The organism is Pseudoxanthomonas sp. CF125 (assembly GCF_900104085.1).
In the GTDB taxonomy this organism is placed as follows: domain Bacteria; phylum Pseudomonadota; class Gammaproteobacteria; order Xanthomonadales; family Xanthomonadaceae; genus Pseudoxanthomonas_A.
Map to the genome: position 1 here is coordinate 2094512 of NZ_FNLD01000001.1, position 23423 is coordinate 2117934.

Sequence of the window (23423 nt, forward strand, 5' to 3'; positions counted from 1 at the left end):
TGGATTGACAGCCTGAGCGTAGAAGGTTTCCAATGGGTTCGCAATACGAATTAGTGTTCGATTACCGCACAAAGCCGGGGGCGGGATGAATTGTGACCAGTGAGCGCGACAGCGTGCTGCACAGTTGGTGCGTGCAGTCCGAATGGCGGGCGCCGACCATTGTCGGCGGCCAGGGTGCACGCCTGCGTGACGACGCGGGGCGCGAGTACCTGGATATGAGCAGTCTGGCCGAATGCAGCAATCTGGGGCACCAGCATCCGCACATCGTCGCCGCCATCCGCGCACAGGCCGAGCGTTTGTGTTTCGTCACTTCGGCCTGGGGCGCGCAGCCGCGCGCGGAACTGGCCGGGATGTTGCTGGAGAAATCCGGATTCGACGGCGGCCGCGTGTTCTTCACCCTGGGCGGCGCCGATGCCAACGAGCACGCGGTCAAGTTCGCACGGCAGGCACGCGGTTTGCCGCATGGCAAGGTGATCACGCGCGACCGCTCCTATCATGGCGCCAGCTACGCGGGCATGGCTCTGTCGGGCGATTCGCGCACGCGGCTGCAGGTCGATCCCGAAAACTTCGACGTACTGCACGTTCCGCCGCCGTACGCCTATCGCTGCCCCTTCGGCAGCGACAGCGACGGACAATGCGGCGAGCGCGCCGCCGCCGCGGTCGCCGGTGCCATTGATCGGCACGGCGCCGACGGCGTCGCTGCGGTGATGATGGAGCCCAACGCGGGCACCAATGGCATTGTCGCGCCGGACAACTATTGGCCGCTGCTGCGGCAACTGACCCTGGAACGCGGCGTTCCGCTGATCGCCGACGAAGTGATGAGCGGCTTCGGCCGTTGCGGCGAATGGTTCGCCTGGCAGCGTCACGGCGATCAAGCCAAGCCGGACCTGATGACGCTGGCCAAGGGCCTGACCGGCGCGCACCTGCCGCTCGGCGCGGTGGTCGTGTCCGCTGGAATCGCAGCGTCCCTGGAGCACGAGATGCTCTACACCGGCCTGACCTACTGCGGCCATCCGCTGTCGTGCGCGGCGGGCGTGGCCGCGCTGCAGGCGTACGAGAACGAGAAGCTCATCGAACGCTCGCGCTCGCTCGGCGCGCGGATGCTGGCGTCGCTGCAGCGCATGCAGTCGCGCCACCCGGTGATCGGCGAGGTGCGCGGCGGCCATGGCCTGTTCGCGGTGGTCGAACTGGTTTCCGACCGTGCCAGCCGTACGCCGCTGGCGCCCTGGCCGCAGATGGCCCCGACGCTGAAGGCGCTATTGCACGAAGCATTGGAACAAGGCGTGTCCTTCGCCGCGCGCGGCAATCTGATCTTGCTGGCGCCGCCGCTGGTGATCGAGGAAAACGAACTGACCGATGCATTGGACTTGCTGGATCGCCTGATCGGCGAGATGGGCGTACGGGTGGGCGATGTCCAGCGGGAGTCGGCATGAGCTACAAGCTGACCTACGCCACCATGTTCGACCCGCCGGCGGATCTGCATGTCCGCTTCGATGCGGCGCTGGCCGGAATCGAGGCTGGATTGGGCGCCTCGCATGCGCTGCATATCGACGGGAAAGAATGCGCGGGCGCCGATTCGGAGCAACGCCGTAGCCCCATCGACCAGCGCCTGGTGCTGGGCCGTTTCGCTTTGGCGGACATCGCCCAGGCCGGCCAGGCGATGGAAGCGGCGCATGCCGCCTTCCCCGGCTGGCGTGCGACGGCCACGGCCGAGCGCGTACGCCTGCTCAAACGCGTCGCTGCGCTGATCGAAGAACGCGTGTACTCCATCGCGGCCGCACTGACGCTTGAAGTCGGCAAGAACCGCATGGAAGCCTTGGGCGAAGTACAGGAGACGGCGGATTTCTTCCGCCACTACGCCGAGGATTTCGAACGCCAGCAGGGTTTCGATCGCCCGCTGCCGGACGATCCGCTACCGGACTTCCGCTCCCGCAACCGCAGCGTGATGCGTCCCTACGGCGCCTGGGTGGTGATCGCGCCATTCAATTTCCCGTTCGCGCTGGCCGGCGGCCCGGTCGCCGCGGCGCTGGTCACCGGCAACACGGTGGTGTTCAAGAGCGCCAGCGATACGCCCTGGTCCGGGCGCCTGCTGGCCGACTGCCTGCGCGATGCCGGATTTCCAGCGGGTGTTTTCAACTATCTCAACGGCAACGGTGGCGAAGTCGGGCAGGCGCTGGTCGATCATCCGCGCACCGCCGGCGTCACTTTCACCGGTTCCTTCGACGTGGGCATGCGCATTTACCGGGCAATGGCGGACGGCGCTTATCCGCGGCCGTGCCTGGCCGAAATGGGCGGCAAGAACGCCTGCGTGGTCACCGCCAACGCGGATCTGGAACGCGCGGCCACCGGCATCGTGCGTTCGGCGTTCGGCATGGGCGGGCAGAAGTGCTCGGCGTTATCGCGCCTGTACGTGGACGCAGTAGTCGCCGATGCGTTGATCGAAAAGTTGCAGGAGAAGATCCAGGCTCTGCGCATCGGCGATCCGCGCCTGCAGGAGAACTGGCTGGGGCCTGCGACCACCGCCAACGCGCTGAAGAACTACGACCGCTATTCGACCCTGCTGGCCCAGCACGGCGGGCGCGTGCTGGATGGCGCGCGACGCCTGGCCGAAGGCGATCTGGCGCAAGGCTATTTCGTCGCGCCGACCCTGGCCGAAGCGCCCGCCGATCATCCGTTGTTCCGGGAAGAAATGTTCCTGCCCATCGTCATGCTGTGCCGCGTTTCCGATATCGAAGAAGCGATGCGGCTTGCCAACGATTCGCCGCTGGGACTGACTGCGGGCTTTTACGGCAACGATGAAGAGCTCGACTACTTCTTCGAAAACATCGAAGCCGGCGTCACCTACGCCAACCGGCCGCAGGGCGCCACTACCGGCGCGTGGCCTGGCTACCAGCCTTTCGGCGGCTGGAAAGGTTCGGGCACTACCGGCAAGGCCATCGCCTCGTTCTACTACCTGGCGCAGTATCTGCGCGAACAATCGCGCACGGTGGTGGAGTGAGCGCGCGCTTCCTCACCTTGGCCGATGCGATCGCCGAACACGTGCACGACGGCACCTGCGTCGCATTGGAAGGCTTCACCCACCTCATCCCCTTCGCGGCCGGCCACGAGATCATCCGCCAGCGCCGCCACGACCTGCACCTGGTGCGGATGACGCCCGATCTGATCTACGACCAGATGATCGGCATGGGCTGCGCGCGCAAGCTGACCTTTTCCTGGGGCGGCAATCCCGGCGTCGGCTCCCTGCACCGCCTGCGCGATGCGGTGGAGCGGCGTTGGCCTGCGCCGCTGCAACTGGACGAACACAACCACGCCGGCATGGCGGCCGCCTATTGCGCCGGTGCGGCGCGATTGCCGTTCGGCGTGCTGCGCGGCTACATGGATACCGATCTGCCGGCGCACAATCCCGCTATCCGCCGCGTGCAATGCCCGTACACCGGAGAAATGCTGGCGGCGGTGCCGGCGATCAATCCCGACGTCACCATCCTGCACGCGCAAAGCGCGGACCGGCAGGGCAACATCGCCCTGCACGGCATCGTCGGCGCCGCGCGCGAAGCAGCGCTGGCCGCCAAATCGCTGGTGGTTACGGTGGAAGAACTGGTCGATAACCTGGCCCCAGCCATGAATGCCGTCCTGCTTCCCCATTGGCTGGTGAGCGCGGTGGTGCACTGCCCCGGCGGCGCCTATCCCTCCTATGCGCAGGGGCATTACGAACGGGACAACGCTTTCTACCAGCATTGGGACGCCATCGCCCGCGACCGCGAAAGCTTCCTGATCTGGATGGACAGGCATGTGTTGCGCAGCGTCGATCACCGCGACTTTCTTGGCCGCCTGCTGGAAGACGCGGCGTGACGATCTGCACGCGCGAAGAATGGATGACCATAGCGGCCTCGCGCTTGCTGTGGGACGGCTGCGTGTGTTTCGTCGGCATCGGCCTGCCCAGTGCGGCGTGCAATCTGGCCCGCCTTACCCACGCGCCGGAGATCGTGCTGGTGTACGAGTCGGGCACGCTCGGCACGCACCCCGATGTGCTGCCGCTGTCCATCGGCGACGGCGAACTGGCCCGCACCGCTACCTGCGTGGTCCCGCTTCCGGAAATCTTCAGCTACTACCTGCAGGCCGGTCGCATCGATGTGGGCTTCCTGGGCGCGGCGCAGATAGATCGCTACGGCAATCTCAACAGCACGGTGATCGGCAGTTACGACACGCCGCACACGCGCCTGCCCGGCGCCGGCGGCGCGCCGGAAATCGCCACCCATGCGCGGGAGACGTTCGTGATGTTGAAGGCGACCCCGCGCAGCTTCGTAGCCGAACTGGATTTCCGTACCACGGCCGGTTACCTGCAAGGTTCCGGCGCGCGTGCGCGCAGCGGTGCCCCCGGCGGCGGACCGCGCTCGGTGATCACGGATTTCGGCCTGCTGAAGCCGCACCCGGACACCCAGGAACTGCAACTGGCCGCCTTGTTCTCCGGCGTCGGCGTGGAAGAAGCGCGCGCCGCGGTCGGCTGGCCGCTGACGCTGGCCGCGCACGTGGGCATCGTCGATCCGCCCGAGGCCAAAGAACTGGAGATCCTGCGCGCCCTGCACGCGCGCACCCGCCAGGCGCATGCCCGGCCAGTCGCCATTCCTCTCTGACGTCCCGCAACCAATCCCCCGAAGGCCCGCAATGAGCATCCCCCACCTCAAGACCGAACTTCCCGGCCCCAAGGCCCGCGCCATGATCGCGCGCGATGCGGAGGTGATTTCGCCCTCGTATCCGCGCGACTATCCCTTCGTCATGTCGCACGGCCGCGGCACCGAAGTGTGGGACGTGGACGGCAACCGCTTCCTGGATTTCGCCGCCGGCATCGCGGTATGCGCCACCGGCCATGCGCATCCGCAGGTGGTGGCGGCGGTGAAGGCGGCGGCGGACGACTTCCTGCACATCTCCAGCGATTACTGGCACGAGAACATGACCGCGCTCGGCGAACGTCTGGCCGCGGTCGCGCCGATGGCCGAACCGGCGATGAGCTTCCTCTGCCAGTCCGGCACCGAAGCGGTGGAAGGCGCGTTGAAGCTGGCGCGCTACGTGACCAAACGGCCGCGCTTCATCGGCTTCCTGGGCGGATTCCACGGCCGCACCATGGGTTCGCTGTCCTTCACTTCCAGCAAGTACACCCAGCAGTTGGGCTTCGCGCCGACCATGCCGGGCGTGACCCATGTGCCCTACCCCAATGCGTATCGCCCGCTGTTCGCCGGCGACGACCAGGGCAAGGCCGTGCTGAACTACATCCGCATGCTGTTCGAGCGCAGCGTGCCTGCGAGCGAAGTCGCTGCGATCCTGGTGGAGCCGCTGCAGGGCGAAGGCGGTTACCTGGTGCCGCCGCCGGGATTCCTGGCCGGCTTGCGCGCGCTGTGCGACGAACACGGCATCCTGCTGATCTTCGACGAAGTGCAATCGGGCGTGGGCCGTACCGGCAGGATGTTCGCCTGCGAACACGCCAGCGTCTCTCCGGACATCATGACTTTGGCCAAGGGCCTGGGCTCGGGCCTGCCGATCGGCGCCGTGGTGGCGCGCAAATCCCTGATGTCGCAGTGGAAGCGCGGCGCGCACGGCAACACCTACGGCGGCAATCCAATCGCCTGCGCGGCCGCCAATGCGACCCTGGACCTGGTGCGCGGTGGACTGGTCGATAACGCGGCCATGGTCGGCGCGCATTTCATGCAACGCTTGCACGAACTCAAGCGCGACTACCCCTGCATCGGCGAGGTGCGCGGCCAGGGTCTGATGATCGGCATGGAACTGATCGAAAGCGACGCGGACCGCACCCCGGCGCGCGGCCTGTGCGACGACGTGGTCACCCGCGCTTTCCACAACGGCCTGTTGTTGCTTTCCTGCGGCGTCAGCACGGTGCGCTTCATGCCGCCGCTGACCACCAGCGTCGCCGAGGTGGACGAAGCGATGGAGATGCTGCGCACCAGCCTGCATCAGGCTTTGCGCGGGACCGTATGACTGCTAGGCCTGCGTACCGGCTCTCGCTTTGCCAGCGCTCGCTGTGTCTGCTGGCGGCGCTGTTGCTGACCGGTCCGGTGCAAGCCGCCCGCGAACCGGTGCTCAAGCAGGTCGACCTGCCGCATAGCTACTACTGGCGCGAACTTTATATTCCGCAGCTGACGACCGGCCCTTCCTCCGCCAGTTTCATGCCCGACGGAAAGGCGCTGGTCTACAGCAGGGGCGGCTCGCTGTGGAAGCAGGTTATCGGCAGCGATCGGGCGATCGAATTGACCCATGCCCGTAGCGCCTACGACTACCAGCCCGACATAAGCCGCGATGGCGGCAGCGTGGTGTTCTCGCGCTACGACGGCAACGGCATCGAGCTGTGGCGCCTGGATCTTGCCAGCGGCGACGAACAGCCGCTGACTACGGGCGGTGCGGTCAACGTCGAGCCCAGGCTGTCGCCCGACGGAAAACGCCTGGCATGGGTATCGACCCAAGGCAGCGGGCATTTCAACCTGTTCATTGCCGATCTGCAGGGAAACCAGCTGCGCAACGCGCGCCCGCTGCTCGGCGAACGGCGCAGCAAGATCGATCGCTACTACTACTCGGCCTTCGACCACGCCATCAATCCGTCCTGGTCGGCCGATGGCAAGACGCTTTACTACGTAGGCAATGCCGAAGTCGCCTGGGGAACCGGCGACCTGTGGGCGGTCGAGGTGGCCAATCCGCAGCGGCCGCGGAAGATTCTCAGCGAGGAAACCAGCTGGAGCGCGCGGCCTGAGCTGGCGCCCGACGGCAAGCGGCTGCTTTACGGCAGTTATCGCGGGCGCCAATGGCAGCAGCTGTGGCTGACCACACCGGCAGGCGTGGCGCCGCTGCCGCTGACCTTCGGCGAATACGACCGCCGCAATGCGCGCTGGTCGCCCGACGGCAAGCGCATCGCCTTCATCGACAACCGCGACGGCAACACCGCGTTGCGGGTCATGGACACGGTCGGCGGCGCGACCACGACGCTGGCGCCCGCCAAGTCCGTTCGCAAAATCTCGTACGGACGCGTGCTGCTGCGGATCGTCGATGAACACGGCAAGCCAATACCCGCACGCGTATCGGCGACCGGCAGCGATGCGCGCGCGCATGCGCCCGCCGACGCGTGGATGCAGGCCGACGATGGTTTCGACCGCGCCGTGCAGTCTTCGGAAACCCACTACTTCCATTGCGCGTCCCCGTGCCTGCTGGACCTGCCGGCCGGGCAGGCTTCCATCGAAGTGCGCCATGGATTCCAGTACTCGCCCTGGCGACAGCAAGTCGAAGTGGGCGATGGCGGAGTTTCCAACATCACCGCCAAACTGCAGCCGCAACATCTGCCTGCTCCGTTCGGCGACTGGGTCAGCGCAGACCTGCACGTGCACATGAACTACGGCGGCCACTACCGCAACACTCCTGCCAACCTCGTCCGCCAGGCGCAAGCTGAAGATCTGGACGTGGTCTTCAATACCATTGTCAACAAGGAAGAACGCATCCCCGACATCGGCTACTTCAGTACCCGGCCCGATGCGGCCAGCACCGCGCGCACCACCCTGCTGCAGGCGCAGGAGTATCACACCAGTTTCTGGGGACACCTGGGACTGCTGCAACTGGACGACCACTACCTCACCCCCGATTTCTCCGCCTACCGCCATACCGCACTGGACAGTCCTTATCCGCACAACGGCGTGATCGCCGACCTGGCGCATGCGCAGCATGGGCTGGTCGGCTACGTGCATCCGTTCGATACCTTCCCCGATCCGGACAAGGATCCGGTGCTGAGCAACGTGCTGCCGGCCGACGCCATCAACGGCAAGATCGACTATCTGGAAGTAATCGGCTTCTCCGACCACAAGGCCACCGCTGCGGTCTGGTACCGCCTGCTCAACCTGGGCCTGCGCCTGGCCGCCGGCGCGGGCACCGACGCCATGGCCAACTACGCTTCGCTGCGCGGTCCGGTGGGCATGAACCGCGTGTTCCTGGACACTGGCGGGCGCCGCGACGGCACATCGCTCGCCGCCGCATTGAAAGGCGGCCACGGTTTCGTCAGCAACGGGCCGCTGCTGGGCCTGCTGGTGGACGGCAGGAAACCTGGGGAAACGACGCCGTCGAATCGGTCGCATGCTTATCGCATCGCACTGCGCTCGCCGGTGGCGATGGACCACCTGGAGCTGGTGAACAACGGCAAGGTGGTGAAGGTCTTCGATCTGTCCGGCGATCGCCGCAGTCTGGATTCGGACGGCACGCTGGAACTGGAAGACGGCTGGGTGCTGCTGCGCACCTGGAACGATGGCGCCGACCCGCAGGTGATGGACCTGTATCCGTACGCGACCACCAATCCGGTCTGGCTGGGCGATGCCAGGGCCGCCAGTGCGCCGCAGGACGCGGCTTATTTCGCCCGCTGGCTGGATCGCGTGATCGAGGCCGCCGCAGCGCGCGACGACTACAACGACGCCGAGGAACGCAGCGCCACGCTGCAGTATCTGCAACAGGCGCGCGAGCGCTATCGCGCCATCGCCGAAAGCCGGTCGCCACAGGGGAACAAAAGATGAAAACGACGGCCATGTTGCTGCTGGCGCTGGCGGCAAGCACTGCGCAAGCGCAGGAAAGCGACAAGTTCATGCCGTCCGATCTGGCCCGGCTGGCCGACCTTACCGAACCCGACCTCAGCAACGATGGACTGTCGCTGGTCTACACCGTCGCCACAGCGAACCTGCAGGAAGACATGGCCCAGTCCGATCTGTGGCGCGTCGATTACGACGGCCGCAATCGCAAACAGCTGACTACGACGCCCGACAGCAGCGAGTGGCGGCCGCAATGGTCGGCCGACGGTCGTTGGCTGGCATTCCTGTCCGACCGCAAGACCGCCAAGGCCGCGAAAACCGGCGACGCCGATGGCAAGCAAGAAGAACAGAACACCCAGGTCTGGCTGATGTCCGCACAGGGAACGCGGCTGCGCCGGCTCACCGCCTTCGCCGACGGCGTGGAGGATTTCGTCTGGTCGCCCGATGGCGCAAAGCTGGCCCTGATCGTGATGGACCCGGAGTTTCCCGCCGGCACGCCCAAGCCGAAGAACCCGCCGCCCATCGTCACCGAACGCTACCAGTTCAAGGAAGACGGCGCCGATTACCTGGGCGCGCGGCGCAAGCATCTGTACCTGTTCGATATCGCCAGCGGCAAGGTCGAACAGCTGACCTCCGGCGCGCACGACGAACTGCTGCCGGCGTGGTCGCCCGACGGCAAGCTGATCGCCTACGTCACCAAGCGCGGACCGGACCCGGACCGGCACCTCAACTTCGATCTCTACGCGATAGAACCCAGAGCCGGCGCGAAGGAGCGGCAGCTGACCACCTTCCCCGGTTCCGATCTGGATCCGTACTGGGAAACGCGGCCGGCGTGGAGTCCGGACAGCGGGCGCATCGCCTACCTGCGCAGTGGCGAGGACAAATGGATCTATTACGCTCCGTGGCAACTGGCGGTGGTGGACGTGGCCACGGGCAAGGAAACGATCCCGGCCGATATAGACCGCTGCTTCTACAAGCCGCGCTGGGCGCCCGACGGCAGGAGCATCTACGCGCTGGTCGAACAAAGCCTGGTCACCCACTTGTCGCGCATCGACCTGGCCGACGGCAAGGTCGCCGACATCACCCACGGCGACCGCTTCGATTACGACCTCGACGTTTCCGCGGACGGCCGCATCGTGGTGCTGGGCGGCGACGACCATCAGCCCTACGAGGTTTCCGCGGTGGACGCCGACGGATTGCGCGCCCTGGGCGGACATAACGCATGGCTGGCGGAAAAACGGCTTGCCGATGTGGAGAAGATCCGTTTCCGCAACAAGGAAGGAACGGAGCTGGAAGGCCTGCTGATGAAACCGGTGGGCTACGAAAAGGGCAAGCGCTATCCTACCTTGCTGCGTCTGCACGGCGGGCCGGTGTACGAATACAGCCACGAATTCATGCCCGACTGGCAGGCCTACGCCGCGCAGGGTTACGCCATCGTCGCGGTGAATCCGCGCGGCAGTTCCGGCAGGGGTTTCGACTTCGCCAAGGCAATCTATGCCGACTGGGGAAACAAAGATGTGCAGGACGTGCTGGCCGGTGTCGACCATGTAGTGCGCATGGGCGTCGCCGACCCGGACCGTCTGGGCATCGGCGGCTGGAGTTACGGTTCCATCCTCACCAATGCGGTGATCGCGCGCGATAACCGCTTCAAGGCTGCGGTCAGCGGAGCCGGCGCCTCCAACATGTACGCGATGTTCGGTCACGACCAGTACATCCGCGAATACGAGCTGGAGCTGGGCACGCCCTGGAACGACCGCGAGCAATACGACCGCGCCAGCTACCCGTTCCTGCATGCCGACCGGATCAAGACGCCGACCTTGTTCCAGTGCGCGGAGAAGGATTTCAACGTGCCCTGCCTGGGCGCCGAACAGATGTACCAGGCGTTACGCTCGTTGAACGTGCCCACGCAGCTGGTGATCTACCCGGGCGAGAACCATGGGCTGACGGTACCGAGTTATCTACGCGACCGGCTCGAGCGGAACCTGGCGTGGTACGGCCAGTTCCTGAAGCCCTGAATGCCAGCGTTATTGTTCGCACGCGACAAAAACAAACCGTCATCCCCGCGAAGGCGGGGATCCAGTGCCTTTGCTTTCGATGCGCGCAAGTCGCTGGATCCCCGCCTTCGCGGGGATGATGACCTGAAAGATTACGCTCGGGAGGACGCGATCGATGCGCACCTTCTTTCCGGTGGCCAGGCCATCGATCAAAATGGCTTGACCTACAGTAACGTCGGCTACATCTATTCTCGCGTTGAGCGAACTGATGACTTCTTCAAAAGCGACGCCAGAATCGCGTGGCGGCGGACGCCGGCGCGCAGAACGCGCACAATGCAGCTGCGGCGGGGAAGCGGATTGTGGAACGTTACACATCCGGAGCTCGGCGAGATCGAAGCTTAAAACTACAGGAGGACGCGATGCGGGCAGTTGATACGGCAAAGGAACTGGAGCTGGCGAGCGCTTTGCCGGCGCGCTATTACTTCGGCGACGGCATGCTGGCGATGGAACAGCGCTCGGTATTCGCACGCAGCTGGCAACTGGTGGCGCAACACAGCCAGCTGGCCGAACCCGGCGACCATGTGGTCGAGAAGATCGGCGAGGTGCCGGTGATCGTGATCCGCGGACAGGACGGCGTACTGCGCGCCTTCCCCAATGTCTGCCGCCACCGCGCCGGGCCGCTGGCGCTGTGCAACGGCAAGGGCGCGCGCGCATTGCATTGCAAATACCACGGCTGGACCTACACGCTGGAAGGCCAGCTGCGCAGCGCGCCGGAAATGCAGGCGGCGGCCGATTTCAACGTGGCCGACATCCGCCTGCCGCCGCTGCGCGTGCACGAATGGCAGGGACTGGTATTCGTGGCCTTGAGCGATGACGTGCCGGCTTTCGACGAAGTGTACGGCGGCATCGTCGAACGCATCGCCCCGATCGACCTGTCGGCGATGCGCTACCTGCGCCGCGACTCCTACGACATCGATTGCAACTGGAAGGTCTATATCGACAATTTCCTCGAGGGCTACCACCTGCCCCACGTGCATCCGGGCCTGTCCAAGGTGCTGGATTACCGTGCCTACGACACCGAGCTTTTCCCCTGGTACTCGCTGCAGTCCTCGCCGCTGCGCGACGGCGGAGAATTCTATGGCGAGGGCGAAGCGTTCTACTACCACGTCTACCCCAACGTGATGCTCAACATCATGCCCGGCCGTCTGCAGACCAACCGCATCCTGCCGCTGGGTCCGGGACGCTGCCGGGTGGAGTTCGACTATTACTACGCGCAGGACGACAAGGCCATGTCGCGCATCGCCGCCGACCAGGCCTTCAGCGATGAAGTGCAGATCGAGGACGTGACCATCTGCGAAGCCGTGCAGAAAGGCCTGGCCTCGGGCTTCTACGAGGCCGGCCGGCTTTGCCCCAAACGCGAAAGCGGCGTCTGGCATTTCCAGAATCTTTTGCGCGCGGCCTATGCCGGCGATACCGGAGCGACCGCATGACCGTTCGCGCTTCCCTGCTGGTCGCCGCATTCTCGCTTTGCGCATTCGCTTCCGCTGCGGGTTGCGTGGAACGCACCGTCGTCCGCGCCGGGCATCTGCTGGATGTCGAAACGGGAAAAGTACTGGCGGACCAGGCGATAGGAATAGAAGACGGAAAAATCGTCTCCATAGCGCCATGGAACGCCGCTTCCACCGGCAGCCATGTCCTCGACTGGTCGGCCTACACCGTTGTCCCCGGTTTGATGGACATGCACACCCATCTGGCCGACGAGGGCCAGTCCGCCGATCCCGCCGCGCCACTGAAAAGCAATCCCGGTCGCGACGCCTTCATCGGCGCCAAGAACGCGCGCGACACGCTGCGCGCCGGCTTCACCACCGTGCGCGATGTCGGCGTGTTCCGCGGCCTGGCCGACGTGACTCTGCGCGATGCGATCAACGCCGGGCTGGTGCCGGGACCGCGCATGTTCGTGGCCGGCGCTTACATCACCATCAGCGGCGGCGGCGGCGAGATTACCGGCCTGCCTGCGGGTACCGTGGTTCCGGCAGAATTCCGTCTGGGGGTCTCCGACAACGAGGAGGAAATCCGCAAGCACGTTGACTACCTGCTGGACCATGGCGCCGACTTCATCAAGGTCATCGCCACCGGCGCGGTGCTGGCGGCGGGTACGGAGCCGGGCCAATCGGAATACACCGAAGCCCAGATCCGTGCGGCCGTCGAGGAAGCGAAGAAGCACGGCACCTTCGTCGCCGCCCACGCCCATGGCGCCGAAGGCATCAAACGCGCAGTACGCGCCGGCGTGCGTTCGGTCGAACACGGGTCGCTGATGGACGACGAATCCATCGCCCTAATGAAGCAGTACGGCACCTGGCTGGATGCGGACATCTACAACGGCGACTACATCGACACCGTCGGCCGCCAAGCCGGCTGGTCCGAGGAAATCATGCGCAAGAACCTGGAAACCACCGACGCCCAGCGCCAGGGCTTCCGCAAGGCGGTCAAGGCCGGCGTCAACATTTCCTACGGCACCGATGCCGGCGTCTATCCGCATGGCGACAATGCACGCCAGTTCGCCTACATGGTGAAGTACGGAATGACGCCGCTGCAGGCGATACAGTCGGCGACCATCGATTCGGCCACCTTGCTTGGGAAAGAGAAGGAGCTGGGATCGATTGCCGTGGGCAAGTTCGCTGATCTGGTTGCAGTGGAATGCGATCCACTGAAGGATGTCGAGTGTTTGCGCGAGGTTAGGGGCGTAATCAAGGCCGGACAACTTGTGTCAATGGATTGAGTTCTTGCGAATCAAGCACCCTCACATCGTCATTCCCGCGAAGGCGGGAACCCAGCGACTTTGCTCTCATCGCGCCGCAAGTCGCTGGGTCCCCGCCTTCGGGGGATGACGACTATTATTTAACAGGCCCGCAGGAACTCTGATGAACGAATCCAAGCAAATCGGCTTCTGGACCTGCACCGCCCTGGTAGTGGGCAACTGCATCGGCATGGGCATCTTTCTGCTGCCCGCGTCGCTGGCGCCGTACGGATTCAACGCGACCATCGGCTGGGGCATCACCGTGGTCGGCTGCATCGCGCTGGCACGGGTGTTCGCGCGGCTGGCGCGCGAGCTGCCGAATGCCGACGGCCCCTACGGCTATGTGCGTAGCACGCTGGGCGAACTGCCCGCCTATATCGCCCTGTGGTGCTATTGGGTTTCCCTGTGGATCACCAATGCGGCGCTGGCGACCGGCGTGGTCGCCTATATCACCGCGGTCTTTCCGCAGCTGGGACAGCTGCAACCCTCGCTGTTCGCGCTGGGCCTGTTGTGGGCGTTCGTGATCATCAACCTGTGCGGCGTACGCGCCGGCGGCAGCGTGCAGATAGCAACCACCGTACTGAAGCTGCTACCGATGCTGGCCATCGCAGTGCTGGCCGTGTGGATGCTGGTGGAAGCGCCGCAAGCCTATGTCTCGCATCTGCCGAGCAAACCGATCACGCTGGGCGATGCGATGGCCGCTTCCACCATCGCTCTGTTCGCGATGCTGGGCATCGAGTCGGCTACCGTTCCCGCCTCCCGCGTCGAGAACCCGGGCCGCACGATCCCGCGCGCCACCCTCGTCGGCACCCTGCTTACCGCGGCGATCTACCTGATCGTGTCTACCGTGCCGATGCTGCTGCTGCCGGAACAGGAACTGGCCAACGCGCCGGCACCGTTCGCGCTGCTGATGGATCGTTTCGTCGGCGAGGGCGTGGGCCGCTGGCTGGCCCTGTTCGTCGTCGTCAGCGGACTGGGAGCGTTGAATGGATGGACCCTGCTGGTCGGCGAGCTGACCCGCACCATGGCCGACAACGGCGTGCTGCCCGCCTTCCTTTCGCGCAACAACCGGCGCGGCGCTCCGGGTTTCGCGTTGATCGTCACCGCGCTGCTTGCCAGTGCGATGATCCTGATGAACTACAGCAAGTCGCTGGTCAACGGCTTCACCGTCTTGAGCCAGGTGGTCACGGCTGCCAACCTGCCGCTGTATCTCTGCTGCTCGCTTGCGCTGGCGGTGTTGTGGTATCGCGGCAAACGCCTGGACGACAAAGCCATACGCGGATTGGTGCTGATTTCGGCGCTGGGAACGGCTTATTCCATCTTCGCCTTCATCGGCATGGGCCACGAAGCCTTCATGATGGCGCTGGTGCTGGCGGCCTGCGGCCTTCCGCTTTATATCTTCATGCGCATCCTTCGCGCCCGCCTCAACCGGTCCTGATCCATGGCTCGCGATCCCCGTTACGACCTGCTGTTCACACCAATCAAGATCGGTCCGGTGACCGCCAAGAACCGCTTCTTCCAGGTGCCGCATTGCAACGGCATGGGCCACGCCATGCCGTTGGCGCATGCGGCGATGCGCGAAGTGAAAGCAGAAGGCGGCTGGGCGGTGATCTCGACCGAGGAATGCGAGATCCACCCCAGCAGCGATCTGACGCCGTACGTCGAGGCGCGCCTGTGGGACGACCGCGACATCCCCGCGCTGGCGCTGATGAGCGACAAGGTGCATGCGCACGGCGCGCTGGCGGCGCTGGAGCTTTCGCACAACGGGCCGACCGCTTCCAATCTTTTTTCGCGCGAAGTGCTGATCGCGCCTTCGCACCAGCCGTCCAAGTACGGCTACCCGGCGCAGGCCCGCGCCATGGACTTGCACGACATACGCGAGTACAGGCGCTGGCATCGCGAGGCCGCGATCCGCGGCAAGCGCGCAGGCATGGACATCATCTACGTCTACGCCGGGCACGATCTGTCGCTGGCCATGCATTTCCTGCAGCGCCGTCGCAACCAGCGCACCGACGAATACGGCGGTTCGCTGGAGAACCGCGTGCGTCTGCTGCGCGAAGTGCTGCAGGACACCAAGGACGCCGTGGGCGACACCTGCGCCGTGGCCATCCGCTTCGCCACCGAGGAGCTGCTGGGGCCCGGCGGCGTGGAGTTGAACGAAGCGCGCGACATCGTCGGCATGCTGGCCGAGATCCCGGACCTGTGGGACGTCAACGTGGCCGCCTGGTACAACGATTCCCTGCCTTCGCGCTTCGCCGCCGAAGGCGCGCAGGAACCCTTCATCGATTTCGTCAAGAAGACCACCACCAAACCGGTGGTCGGGGTGGGCCGTTTCACTTCGCCCGACACCATGGTGTCGCAGATCAAGCGCGGCGTGCTGGACATGATCGGTGCCGCGCGTCCGTCCATCGCCGACCCCTTCCTGCCTAAGAAGATCGAGGAAGGCCGCATCGACGACATCCGCGAATGCATCGGCTGCAACATCTGCGTGTCCGGCGACATGACCATTTCGCCGATCCGCTGCACGCAGAACCCGACCATGGGCGAAGAGTGGCGCAAGGACTGGCACCCGGAAAACATCGCCACGCGCCAGTCCGATTCGCGCGTGCTGGTGGTCGGCGCCGGTCCGGCGGGTCTTGAAGCCGCGCGCGCATTGGGCCAGCGCGGCTATGAAGTGAACGTGGCCGAAGGCCGCAAGGAATTGGGCGGCCGCGTGAGCCGCGAGGCGCGCCTGCCCGGGTTGTCGGAATGGGCGCGCGTGCGCGACTGGCGCGTGGGCCAGATAGGCAAGATGGAGAACGTGAGCATCTACCAGGATTCGCAACTGACCGCGCAGGACGTGCTCGACTTCGGCGCCGAGCACGTGGTGCTGGCCACCGGCTGCCACTGGCGCCGCGACGGCTACGGGCGCAGCAACGGACTGGGCATCGCCGGCTTCGAAGGCAACGAGCGCATCTTCACTCCCGACGACCTGATGGACGGACGCATGCCGCAGGGCCGCGTCGCCATCTTCGACGACGACTATTTCTACCTGGCCAGCGTGCTGGCCGAAGCGCTGCGCAAGCGCGGTTGCGAAGTCGCCTATCTGACCGCCGACGACACCATCGCCTCATGGAGCGTGCATACGCTGGACTACCGGCACATCCAGGTCCGCATGGCCGAGCTGGAGGTCGAGCAAGTGGTGTCGCACAACATCACCGGCTTCGAAGGTACGACGCTGTCGCTCGAGCAGGTCTGGAGCGGAAAGACGCGCACGCTGGAATGCGATGCGGTCGTGGCCATCACCGCCAGGCTGCCCGACGATGCGCTCTACCAGGCGCTGTTGTCGCGCCAGGCCGAATGGGCCGGCGCCGGCATCCGCTCGGTGCGCTGCATCGGCGATGCGCATGCGCCGGGGCTCATCGCGCACGCGGTCTACGAGGGCCACCGTTATGCGCGCGAACTCGATGCCGATCCCACCGGCGATGTCGCGTTCAAGCGCCATTTCCATGCGGCGCAATAGCCGCGGGTGTGCGTCCGCAAAAGAAGGCTGAACCAAGACCAGGACCATCAGAAACCCGCGAGTCCATTGCCTTCGTGCTCTTGCGCATTCGCGTAACGGCTATCCTCAATAGTAGCCCGACAGATTCAGGAACCAGCCCCGGTTGTCGTACTCCAGATCGGTAAGATCATCGTTGAATTCCGTGAAATTGAATCCGACGCCGATCTTGAAATTGTCGCCGATCTGCCGGTCCACCCCCACCAGCCAACCCCGCTTGTCGCCACCGTCGGTCACTCCGAGCCAACGGTATTCCGCCAGTGCTTCCCATTTGGCGATCAGGTGGTACCGCACCTGGATCGCCGCGAATTCCACGTCGCTTTTCAGCCACCGCCCCGTACCGCGGCCAGCGCGGTAGTCGCCCCGCCGGCTGGCCACTTTGCCGGCCATTTCCCAGCGATCGTCCAGCTGGGCGATCCCTTCGAAGGAAAGAATCTGCGAGCGCTGGTCGTAACGGTTGCCGCCCTCCTGCCCAAGGCTGGCCACGTCGTAAAGGTAGGTGTACTTGCCGAATGCCGACCAGCGCGTGTTGTCGTGCGGACGCCATGCGAATCCCACGTTGGCTTCCGCCAATTTCGCGCTCGCCGCCGGATTCAGGTCGTCCTGGGTATCGGCGTAGTTGGCCCGCGCGGCGATGCGCCAATCGTCGTTGATCTTGAACAGGAGACGATTGGTGGTAACCCATTGCTCCCGTTGCTCGGCCCCACTGTCCTTTCGGTACTCTAGCTTGCTGGACCATTGCGTACGCGGATCGGTCCGGCCGCCGCTGACGCTGTAAGCCCTGCGGTCCACATGCCCCGAACTGGAATCGAGGTCACCGTCCATCACGGTAAGGCCCAGGTTCCACCCGGGCGAAGGCATGAAGTCCAGGCCGAAGGTGTGGGCAAGGCCAGCGCTTTCGCTGCTTGTGTCCTTCAAGTACTGGCTCTCGTTGTACACATTGGTCTGGTTGTTCAGACGCCAGCGCTGGCCCAGGGTCCAGCCCGTTTGCAGGCCACGGTCGAACAGCGGCTCCCGCGAAGTGGTGTCTGTACTGTAGCTGTAGGCGCCGTACGCCGTATGGTCCGGGCCCACACGCGTCTCCAGGTCCAACTTTCCCCCGTGGCCGCGACTGCCGCTGCTGATTTCCGCACCAACGCTGGAGCGATCCCCGAACAGGTAGCGCGCACCGGCCGTCGCCAGGTTGTTGCGCGCGTAACGTCCATCGTCGTCGTCGATGGTGTACTGCCCCACTCCATACAACTCGAGCATTTCGGTAACCTGGTGACGATAGCTGACCGCAGCCAGCATGCCGACTGCGCTGCCGGCGGCGGTGCGTTCGTCCACGTGGCGAAGTTCGGCACCAAGGCGCCCGTCGCTTCCGATCCGCCAATCGGTGGTCAGTTGGGTCTGCTCCAGGGACGCGTCCCCGCGTTCGGCGTAGGTGTAGCGCCCGAACAGGCTGAGGTTGTCGGTGAAATAGCCCACGAACTCGGCGCCGTATTCCTCTGTCCCGGTTCCGGTATCGAAGCGCGAAACCGAGAATCCGGCATCGACTCTCCGCCACCAGGTCGCTACGGTCCAATCCTGCTTCGTCCAACCCAGTTCTTTCAAATTCGCCCGGGCCTCGACTGCGCGGGCGTCGCCGGACCGCGCGCCTGTCGCTGCATTGCGCTGGATGAAACTGAGCCCGCCGTTGTCGGAATAGAACAGCGGCGCCACCGTCGCTTCGCTGCGGCTGGCCTCCACTTTCAGATAGGTGCCCCGACCCGCCTGCAGGGTCAGGTCGGCGCCGCGCAGCAGATAGTCGTCGCCGCTCCGATTCTCGTCGACATAGGTAGCGCCCAACGCCAGGTGCTCGCCGAACCAGTGCCGGCCGCGCAAACCCATGCTCACATCGTCCGCGTCGAAACCGACCGGTACGTACTCGTAATCGGCGATCAGCAGCTGCTCGTAGCCGTCCAGCGGGGTATCGCGGCTGAGCGTGCGCACGTTCTCGCGCGTCAGCTGCGCCAGCGGACGGGTCAACAGCAACCTGCCTTGCAGCGCGTCGATCTCGTAGTCCACGCCTTGGCGCAGGTTCACCCTCGCTTCGGTACGGCCGGTAGTGCGGTCGCGGACTTCGAGAACCACCTGTTCCGAACCGCGCAGCACGTCGGTATGGCGCAGGTAATACAGACTGCCTCCGGTCCCCAGGAACTCGCTGTGGCCCAGCGCCGTCTGCGCTTCGGATGCGAACGCTTTAAGCAACGAGCGCGGTTCGCCCAGGGCGGTGGCGGGACGCGAGCGCCAGTTCAATGCCGCGCCATAGAGCGAGCGGTTGTATTGACCGTACTCGGTGCCGGTGAAGCCGGTAGCGAAATTTCCCCATAGCGCCTGGCTCTGGTCCCAATCCACGCGCACATACAGCTTTCCCTGGGTATCGACATCGCGATAGGTATTGGAATCGTCGCCATACACGGGGTAATACAGGTCCGGATCGAGCCGGCGGAAGATGTCCTGGGGATCGGCGTCCAGGAATCCGTCGAAGAGATGTTCGATGTCGCGCTCGCGCGTGTCGGCATGTGCGGTCAGCAGAAACCTGCCGCGTACTTTCCCCTTCAGATAGAACGCCAACCTGCCTTCGCTCAGGAAGCCGTCTTCGTAGTTCTCGTCTCCGGCCAAAGGTTCGACGTTGCCGCTCACCTCGTTTTTGGAAAGAGTCAGGTCGGCCATCGCCACCAGATAGGTATAGCGGCCGGTGACGTTCAACTCTATCGACCGCTCCACCACGGCGTTATCGGAAGTGACGGTCACCAGATAGCGATGGATTCCTACCGGTTCCAGGAACTCGGCGGCGAACTTCCCCTCCTGATCGACCGGAATGTTCTGTCCGTTGATGCTCAGGCGCGTACCCGCCGCGATATCCTGGCCTTGCAAGCGGATGCGCGAGCCATGCAATGCGATGTTCTGCATTCGCAATGCATTCCGCCCATAGACCGCGTTGCTTATCTGGCGGGACTGCGCCGAGTCCGCATCCAGCGCCACCCCGAGCGTCCTTTGCGCTTGATCCTGAGCGGACGAAGCGCTGCGGGCGAGGTCCGCGGGCGACACCAGCCTCAATCGCTGGGCGTGGGTCTCGTCGAAAGCGCCTTCCGCTCCATAGGCGCGGGCCACGTAGAGCAGTTCATCGCCCAGGCGCAGATTGATGCCGGCAGGCAAGGCGCCGTCCCATTCGGCGGTGCCGACGATCCCGACAGGCACAGGCACCGTCGCCAGCGGAGTGACCAGGTCGGTATCGCCGCCACGGTAGATAAGGACCTCAAGGCGCTCGATGAACGCCGGATAGTTGCTATAGGCATGGAAGCGAACGGGGCCCGCTATGCGGCCTTGCTCGAAGGCGATCATCGAAGCGCCTTGCACGTTGAGCACGGGCAAGGCCAATGCCGGGTCCTCGGTCGCCCAAACCAGGCCGCCCTGAGGCAGCTCGATGCTGGTTTCGGCGGAGATGACCGCCCGGCCCTCCTCACCGACACCGCTGGTGCCGCGGTTGTCCTGCACCGCCGCTATTTGTACCCGGCGACTGGCCTGCAATGCGGACTCGTCGTCTCCGGCGCGGGCCGGCTGGGTTTCGCCATGGCTGTGGATACGGAAGATCAGGCCGTCCCCTTTTCGGCATGCGTCGGGTCCGCAATTCGGCGCCTGCGGGCCGGGCGCTTCCGCGGACCATGCCGACAGAGCGGGCGCCGTGGCCGCCAGCAGCAAGAAGGCCCGAACGATCATCTTCACCGACGACTGCTTTGTGGTCATGATCATTTCCTGGCTCCTGCCGACATCGCCGGGGGCGTAGGGGTTGCCGACACCACCACACGCAATCGCTGCCGCGCCTCTTCCGAAAGCAAGGCGGCGATCTCCCGGAAAACCGCATCGGCCCGGCGCTGGCTCAGCGCAAGGTTGTGTTCCGCACTTCCGCGCATGTCGGCATGGCCGGCGATCTCTATCGTTCCCGTTCCCCGCTGGTTGATGTTCTCGGCGATCTGTTCGATCAGCTTCCGGTACTGCGGCCGGATCGCTGCGCGGTCGGTATCGAATAGCAGGTCGCCCAGGACGACATTCGAGTCCAAGGTCAGAAGCGCTTCGGATTTGTCGATCTCGGTTTGCAGTTCGATGACCGTCTGCGCGGCGACCGCCGCATCCAGTTTCCCGTTCAGTGCGGTGCGTACCGCCAGCGCCCTGCGCAGGGCGAGATCTTCCGCATCGGCGTGGGCGGTAATCAGCAACCGGCCGCCCCGGGCCGACTTTATGGGCTCGAGTATTTTCTGGAACAGGTCTTCGTACTGCGTATCGATGGTCGCGCGCCCGGACTCGAAGAACACCTCGCCCAGCTCGACCATGGCCTTGGCGCTTCCACCGCCGATCCCGCCTTCGGGAACCTTCACCCCGAAATCGAAGCGCACGGGAATGCCCGGGGTAATGCGGCGGATCCGCGGATTTTCAGTAGTGAAAGTGCTGCCGGCCGGCAAAGTCGCCGTATCGACCTTCAATATGAAATTGCGGCCGCGGGCCGAGGCGCCCCCACTGACGCCAACCAGGTGGAACCTTCCATAGGCATCGGTTTCCATGATCAGGCCTTCGACCGAACCGATACGGACCCCCGGGAGTCCTCTTTCGCCCGGTTCCTGTATGCCGTTGCCGTTGGTGTCGTTGAATACGGTGCCGAGGATGAGGCTGTCTTCCAGCAGCGGATCCGACTCTATTTCCACATCGGCCGTGGCGACGTTGCTGATGGCCTCGCCGGCGGCGTCCTGCATGACCGCACGGTTGGTGTGCACGCCCGGGCCGACGCCGGCGCCGACGCGCAGGAAGTAAACGACGCTCGCGCGGCCGCCCACCGGTATGTCCAGGGCATCGACGCGCATGGGCCGCGTTGCGACGACTGCGCCCGCATCGTCCAGGTCGTCCACTTGCAGCTGGCCGTCCACCAATGTGAATCCGGCAGGCGCGGTGTCGAGCAGGGACACCGCGACTGCATCGACCTCGCCTATGTTCTCGGCAGTAACCGTATAGCGCACCAGATCGCCGACACGGGCGGTCCTCTGCCCGGCCTGCTTGGTCAACCTGAGCAGCACCGGCGTGGCAAGCACGGTCACCCCGACGGAAGCGGAATCGCACACCCGCACCGGTTGGGAAACATCGCAGATGTTGTAAACGAAGCTATCCGGTCCGGAGTAGCCGGCAGCGGCGGTATAAGTGCAAGCGCCTTGCGCGCAAGCGACGGCTCCGTTCGCCGGCGCCGACGAAATCGTCAGCGAGGCCGGATCCAGCGGCGCACTGGTCGCGGTGTCGTTCGCCAGTACGGCAATGGCCACCGGGTCGGGCTGGACCGTACTGGCCTGGTCGTCCACGGCCGTCACCTGGTTGGCCAGCACCACGATGCTTACCGTCGCGATGGAACAGCTGGAGGCCGCCTGCGATTCGCAGACCGTGTAGTCGAACGTATCGGGGCCGCTGTAGTGGGTGTCGGGTACATAGCCGATGACACCGGTACCGGCGATGGTCACGGTACCGTTCGCCGGGTCCGTGGCGACGGTTACCGTCACCTGGGACGGTTGCACCGGTGCGTTGTTGTACAGATCGTTGTCGAGCACCGGCACCGACAGCGCGACGTTCTGGGGCGTGGAGCCGGCGTCGTCCACCGCCTCCACCAGCGTAGCCACCACGATTACGGTAGCGGTGGCGTTGTCGCAGCTGGAAGCATCGTTTGCGTCGCAGATGCGGTAGCCGGCGGTATAGGTTCCGGCAAGCGTTCCCGCCGCCACATCCAGCGTGCCGTCCGCGTTGATCGTGATGGGTCCCAGCGTGACCGGCGCCAGCGTCACATTGCCGGAAGTGGCGGGCGCCCCGCCCAGTGTGTCGTTGTCCAGCACGTTGATCAGGGCGGTAGCGCCTTGTGCGCCTCCTACCGGCCCTGCCTGATCGTCGACCGCATCGATGACGGCGGCCGATACGGTGACCGTGACCACCGCGCTGTCGCAGTTCACAGGATTCAGGTTTTCGCAGATGCGGTAGCTTGCGCCGTAACTGCCTCCGGGAGTGCCGGCGGCGACGTCTACGCTGCCGTCCGGATTTATCGTCAGCGGTGGAACGTTGGTAGGGATCAAGGCCACCGAAGCCGGCGACAACGGCACGCCATTCAATTGGTCGTTGGCCAATACGTTTATTACTGCGGTAGCGCCGGTAGCGCCATTGACCGGTCCCGCCACGTCATCGACGGCATCGATGGTGGCTCCGCCGACGGAGACATTGACGATGGCGCTGTCGCAGTTGGCCGGATTGAGGTTTTCGCAGATCTGGTAGCTGGCCGCGTAGCTGCCTGCGGCGGTACCGGCGGCCACATCGACCGTGCCGTCGCCATTGATCGTGATCGGCCCGCTGCTGGCCGGAGTGAGCGTGATCTGGCTCGGCACCACTGCTGCGCCGTTGAGCGTGTCGTTGGTCAGTACATTGGTGACCGCCGTGCCGCCGCTGGCTCCGGGAACCGGTCCGGCCGTGTCGTTGACCGCATCGATCGTCGC

General features: G+C 65.0%; 14 protein-coding genes. 12 read left to right on the forward strand and 2 right to left on the reverse strand.

All coding sequences use genetic code 11. The annotated features are described in order from the left end of the window. The first annotated feature begins 92 nt into the window (after positions 1–92). The 12 genes from BLR66_RS09350 to BLR66_RS09405 all read left to right on the forward strand — a co-directional run bounded on the left by BLR66_RS09350 (position 93) and on the right by BLR66_RS09405 (position 16854). Positions 93–1433 carry an aminotransferase family protein gene (locus BLR66_RS09350; RefSeq protein ID WP_093283984.1) on the forward strand — a complete coding sequence of 447 codons (1341 nt, stop codon included), beginning with the start codon at positions 93–95 and terminating at the stop codon, positions 1431–1433. Further along, positions 1430–2998: an aldehyde dehydrogenase family protein gene (locus tag BLR66_RS09355; protein WP_093283989.1), complete on the forward strand. Its 1569-nt coding sequence runs from the start codon at positions 1430–1432 to the stop codon at positions 2996–2998. Before BLR66_RS09350 ends, BLR66_RS09355 begins: the two co-directional genes overlap by 4 nt. Continuing rightward, positions 2995–3849 (forward strand): CoA transferase subunit A, encoded by an 855-nt coding sequence (locus BLR66_RS09360; RefSeq protein WP_093283995.1) that lies wholly within the window; start codon positions 2995–2997, stop codon positions 3847–3849. The genes BLR66_RS09355 and BLR66_RS09360 overlap by 4 nt, the downstream gene beginning before the upstream one ends. A 23-nt stretch (positions 3850–3872) precedes the next feature. Next, positions 3873–4631 (forward strand): CoA-transferase subunit beta, encoded by a 759-nt coding sequence (locus tag BLR66_RS09365; protein ID WP_176943817.1) that lies wholly within the window; start codon positions 3873–3875, stop codon positions 4629–4631. 31 nt (positions 4632–4662) lie between these two features. Then, complete coding sequence (locus BLR66_RS09370; protein ID WP_093284005.1) at positions 4663–5988, forward strand: acetyl ornithine aminotransferase family protein; 1326 nt, start codon at positions 4663–4665, stop codon at positions 5986–5988. Further along, complete coding sequence (locus BLR66_RS09375) at positions 5985–8549, forward strand: CehA/McbA family metallohydrolase (RefSeq protein WP_093284008.1); 2565 nt, start codon at positions 5985–5987, stop codon at positions 8547–8549. Before BLR66_RS09370 ends, BLR66_RS09375 begins: the two co-directional genes overlap by 4 nt. Further along, positions 8546–10576: a S9 family peptidase gene (locus BLR66_RS09380; RefSeq protein WP_218119608.1), complete on the forward strand. Its 2031-nt coding sequence runs from the start codon at positions 8546–8548 to the stop codon at positions 10574–10576. The genes BLR66_RS09375 and BLR66_RS09380 overlap by 4 nt, the downstream gene beginning before the upstream one ends. Further along, positions 10577–10957 (forward strand): hypothetical protein, encoded by a 381-nt coding sequence (locus tag BLR66_RS09385; RefSeq protein WP_093284012.1) that lies wholly within the window; start codon positions 10577–10579, stop codon positions 10955–10957. A 17-nt stretch (positions 10958–10974) separates the two neighbouring features. Then, a complete protein-coding gene (locus BLR66_RS09390) occupies positions 10975–12045 on the forward strand; it encodes an aromatic ring-hydroxylating oxygenase subunit alpha (RefSeq protein ID WP_093284017.1) in 1071 nt (356 codons plus the stop codon). Then, complete coding sequence (locus BLR66_RS09395) at positions 12042–13334, forward strand: Xaa-Pro dipeptidase (RefSeq protein WP_093284021.1); 1293 nt, start codon at positions 12042–12044, stop codon at positions 13332–13334. The genes BLR66_RS09390 and BLR66_RS09395 overlap by 4 nt, the downstream gene beginning before the upstream one ends. A 142-nt stretch (positions 13335–13476) precedes the next feature. Beyond that, a complete protein-coding gene (locus BLR66_RS09400) occupies positions 13477–14790 on the forward strand; it encodes an APC family permease (RefSeq protein ID WP_093284025.1) in 1314 nt (437 codons plus the stop codon). Between the two features lie 3 nt (positions 14791–14793). Then, a complete protein-coding gene (locus tag BLR66_RS09405; RefSeq protein ID WP_093284029.1) occupies positions 14794–16854 on the forward strand; it encodes an oxidoreductase in 2061 nt (686 codons plus the stop codon). A 105-nt stretch (positions 16855–16959) separates the two neighbouring features. Here BLR66_RS09405 and BLR66_RS09410 read toward each other — a convergent pair whose 3' ends face one another. Then, positions 16960–20664: a hypothetical protein gene (locus BLR66_RS09410; protein WP_143014598.1), complete on the reverse strand. Its 3705-nt coding sequence runs from the start codon at positions 20662–20664 to the stop codon at positions 16960–16962. After that, the coding region (locus BLR66_RS09415) for an Ig-like domain-containing protein (protein ID WP_143014599.1) at positions 20661–23423 on the reverse strand (2763 nt) is incomplete at its 5' end. The genes BLR66_RS09415 and BLR66_RS09410, both read right to left, overlap by 4 nt.

What these genes read in the sequence shown, in the direction of transcription:
- BLR66_RS09355 (WP_093283989.1), top strand. Translation starts at nt 1,430, where the DNA reads ATGAGCTACAAGCTGACCTACGCCACCATGTTCGACCCGCCGGCGGAT.
- BLR66_RS09365 (WP_176943817.1), top strand. Translation starts at nt 3,873, where the DNA reads ATGACCATAGCGGCCTCGCGCTTGCTGTGGGACGGCTGCGTGTGTTTC.
- BLR66_RS09370 (WP_093284005.1), top strand. Translation starts at nt 4,663, where the DNA reads ATGAGCATCCCCCACCTCAAGACCGAACTTCCCGGCCCCAAGGCCCGC.
- BLR66_RS09375 (WP_093284008.1), top strand. Translation starts at nt 5,985, where the DNA reads ATGACTGCTAGGCCTGCGTACCGGCTCTCGCTTTGCCAGCGCTCGCTG.
- BLR66_RS09380 (WP_218119608.1), top strand. Translation starts at nt 8,546, where the DNA reads ATGAAAACGACGGCCATGTTGCTGCTGGCGCTGGCGGCAAGCACTGCG.
- BLR66_RS09385 (WP_093284012.1), top strand. Translation starts at nt 10,577, where the DNA reads ATGCCAGCGTTATTGTTCGCACGCGACAAAAACAAACCGTCATCCCCG.
- BLR66_RS09390 (WP_093284017.1), top strand. Translation starts at nt 10,975, where the DNA reads ATGCGGGCAGTTGATACGGCAAAGGAACTGGAGCTGGCGAGCGCTTTG.
- BLR66_RS09395 (WP_093284021.1), top strand. Translation starts at nt 12,042, where the DNA reads ATGACCGTTCGCGCTTCCCTGCTGGTCGCCGCATTCTCGCTTTGCGCA.
- BLR66_RS09400 (WP_093284025.1), top strand. Translation starts at nt 13,477, where the DNA reads ATGAACGAATCCAAGCAAATCGGCTTCTGGACCTGCACCGCCCTGGTA.
- BLR66_RS09405 (WP_093284029.1), top strand. Translation starts at nt 14,794, where the DNA reads ATGGCTCGCGATCCCCGTTACGACCTGCTGTTCACACCAATCAAGATC.
- BLR66_RS09410 (WP_143014598.1), bottom strand. Translation starts at nt 20,664, where the DNA reads ATGATCATGACCACAAAGCAGTCGTCGGTGAAGATGATCGTTCGGGCC.